Raw genomic sequence first — 3,442 nt, forward strand, 5'->3', positions numbered from 1 at the left:
CAAGAAATCGAGCAAGTATGACCTAGAGTGCGCCCAGATACCGGTGCACATGAAGTCAGATGCTTCAAAATACACCCATGAAAAACCAGAAGGGCACTACAATTGGCATCACGGTGCAGTGCAGTACAGCGGTGGCAGGTTCACAATCCCGACAGGCGCAGGTAAACCAGGAGACAGCGGCCGGCCGATCTTCGACAACAAAGGACGTGTGGTGGCCATTGTCCTGGGAGGGGCCAACGAAGGAGCCAGGACTGCCCTATCTGTCGTGACCTGGACCAAAGACATGGTCACACGGTACACCCCAGAAGGAACAGAAGAATGGTCCGCCGCCTTGATGATGTGCGTCTTAGCCAACGTTACATTCCCATGCTCAGAGCCCGCATGTGCACCCTGTTGCTATGAAAAACAACCAGAACAGACACTGAGGATGTTGGAGGACAACGTGGACCGCCCGGGCTACTACGACCTGCTCGAGGCCACGATGACGTGTAACAACAGTGCACGCCACCGTCGCAGTGTGACGGACCACTTCAATGTCTACAAGGCCACGAAACCGTACCTAGCGTATTGCGCGGACTGCGGAGACGGGCAGTTCTGTTACAGCCCGGTGGCTATAGAAAAAATTAGGGATGAGGCTTCCGATGGCATGATAAAGATCCAGGTCGCAGCGCAAATTGGCATCAACAAAGGAGGAACACACGAACACAGCAAAATCAGGTACATCGCCGGGCATGACATGAAAGAGGCAAACCGGGATTCTTTACAAGTGCATACTTCCGGTGTGTGCGCTATTCGAGGCACGATGGGCCACTTCATCGTGGCCTACTGCCCTCCAGGGGGCGAACTAAAGGTCCAGTTCCAAGATGCAGAATCGCACACACAGGCCTGCAAAGTGCAGTACAAACACGCTCCGGCCCCAGTAGGCAGAGAAAAATTCACCGTCAGGCCCCACTTCGGTATCGAAGTGCCATGCACAACGTACCAGCTGACTACCGCACCGACGGAGGAAGAGATCTACATGCATACCCCACCGGATATCCCAGACATAACGTTGCTGTCGCAGCGGTCAGGTAACGTAAAGATCACAGCAGGAGGAAAAACCATCAGATACAACTGCACGTGTGGTAGTGGCAACGTGGGCACCACCAGTAGCGACAAGACTATCAATTCGTGCAAAATAGCACAGTGCCACGCTGCGGTGACTAACCACGATAAGTGGCAGTACACCTCCTCGTTTGTCCCTAGAGCCGACCAGTTGTCTCGCAAAGGTAAAGTGCACGTACCCTTCCCTCTGACCAACTCCACATGCAGGGTGCCCCTTGCACGTGCACCAGGTGTCACATACGGAAAGAGAGAACTGACAGTGAAACTGCATCCAGATCATCCCACGCTGTTGACGTACCGGAGTCTAGGAGCAGATCCGCGTCCGTATGAGGAGTGGATAGACCGATACGTCGAACGGACCATACCGGTGACCGAAGATGGGATAGAGTACAGATGGGGAAACAACCCACCCGTGCGCTTGTGGGCCCAGCTGACAACTGAAGGCAAACCCCATGGGTGGCCGCACGAGATCATACTCTATTACTATGGGCTATACCCAGCAGCCACCATCGTCGCTGTCTCAGCCGCGTGTCTCGCAGTCGTACTATCGCTGCTGGCGTCATGTTACATGTTCGCCACTGCACGCCGCAAGTGCCTGACCCCATACGCCCTGACCCCCGGAGCCGTCGTCCCGGTAACACTAGGAGTACTATGCTGCGCACCACGAGCGCATGCCGCGTCGTTTGCGGAATCTATGGCGTATCTATGGGATGAGAATCAAACCCTGTTTTGGCTGGAGCTTGCAACGCCGCTCGCTGCCATAATCATACTTGTATGCTGCCTGAAGAACCTGCTTTGCTGCTGCAAACCGCTATCTTTTTTAGTGTTGGTGAGCCTGGGAACTCCCGTCGTAAAATCTTACGAACACACCGCAACGATCCCGAATGTGGTGGGATTCCCGTATAAGGCTCACATTGAGAGGAACGGCTTCTCCCCGATGACCCTACAGCTTGAGGTACTTGGAACCAGCTTGGAACCCACACTAAACTTAGAGTACATAACCTGTGAATACAAGACAGTCGTGCCGTCACCTTATATCAAGTGCTGCGGGACATCAGAATGCAGATCCATGGAGCGCCCCGACTATCAATGCCAGGTCTACACAGGAGTGTACCCATTTATGTGGGGCGGCGCATACTGCTTCTGCGACACTGAGAACACCCAGCTGAGTGAAGCATACGTTGACAGATCGGACGTATGCAAGCACGACCATGCCGCGGCCTACAAGGCGCATACTGCGGCAATGAAAGCCACCATCCGAATAAGCTACGGGAACCTCAATCAGACAACAACGGCGTTCGTCAACGGGGAGCACACAGTGACCGTCGGAGGCAGCAGGTTTACTTTTGGTCCAATCTCCACTGCCTGGACGCCTTTCGACAACAAGATTGTCGTCTATAAGAACGACGTCTACAACCTGGACTTCCCACCCTACGGGTCAGGACAACCAGGAAGGTTTGGAGACATCCAGAGCAGGACGGTAGAGAGCAAGGACCTGTATGCCAACACCGCCCTCAAGTTGTCAAGACCTTCGTCCGGTACTGTTCACGTGCCTTACACACAGACCCCTTCTGGCTTTAAGTACTGGATAAAAGAGAGAGGCACGTCGCTGAATGACAAGGCTCCCTTTGGATGCGTAATCAAGACCAACCCAGTTAGAGCAGAAAATTGCGCCGTTGGCAACATCCCAGTCTCCATGGACATCCCGGACTCCGCGTTTACGCGCGTGATTGATGCACCTGCCGTCACAAACCTGGAGTGCCAAGTGGCGGTCTGCACGCACTCATCGGACTTCGGCGGGATTGCGACTCTGACTTTCAAAACCGACAAACCCGGAAAATGTGCTGTCCATTCTCATTCGAACGTAGCCACCATACAGGAGGCAGCTGTGGACATCAAAACAGATGGCAAGATAACCCTGCATTTCTCTACAGCATCAGCATCCCCGGCATTCAAGGTATCTGTGTGCAGTGCCAAAACGACATGCATGGCAGCGTGTGAGCCGCCGAAGGATCACATCGTCCCTTATGGGGCGAGCCATAACAACCAAGTTTTTCCTGACATGTCTGGCACGGCAATGACATGGGTGCAGCGGGTAGCTGGCGGATTCGGCGGGCTAACACTCGCCGCTGTGGCAGTACTTATACTGGTGACGTGTGTGACTATGCGCCGCTAACCGGGAGGCTTGACATAATGTATATATATAAGCATCATAGTTTTAATAAAGCATATAAATAATCAAGTAGATCAAAGGGCTACCTAACCCCTGAATAGTAACAAAACGCAAAATACAAAAACATTAGTTCAAAGGGCCAGTAACCCCTGAATAGTAACAAAA

Annotated in this window: 1 protein-coding gene; it reads left to right on the forward strand. The window is 53.1% G+C overall.

Annotation, left to right across the window (positions count from 1 at the left end; genetic code table 11):
- Positions 1-427 precede the first annotated feature (427 nt).
- Positions 428-3,280, forward strand: coding sequence for a hypothetical protein (locus MFF61_RS34165; protein ID WP_238228584.1), 2,853 nt, complete (start codon positions 428-430; stop codon positions 3,278-3,280).
- The last annotated feature ends 162 nt before the right edge of the window (positions 3,281-3,442 follow it).

The sequence above is a fragment of the Methylobacterium isbiliense genome (genome assembly GCF_022179325.1).
GTDB lineage: Bacteria > Pseudomonadota > Alphaproteobacteria > Rhizobiales > Beijerinckiaceae > Methylobacterium > Methylobacterium isbiliense.

Bases quoted from the DNA above. Each gene is read 5' to 3' on its own strand.
- MFF61_RS34165 (WP_238228584.1), top strand. From the start codon at position 428: ATGTTGGAGGACAACGTGGACCGCCCGGGCTACTACGACCTGCTCGAG.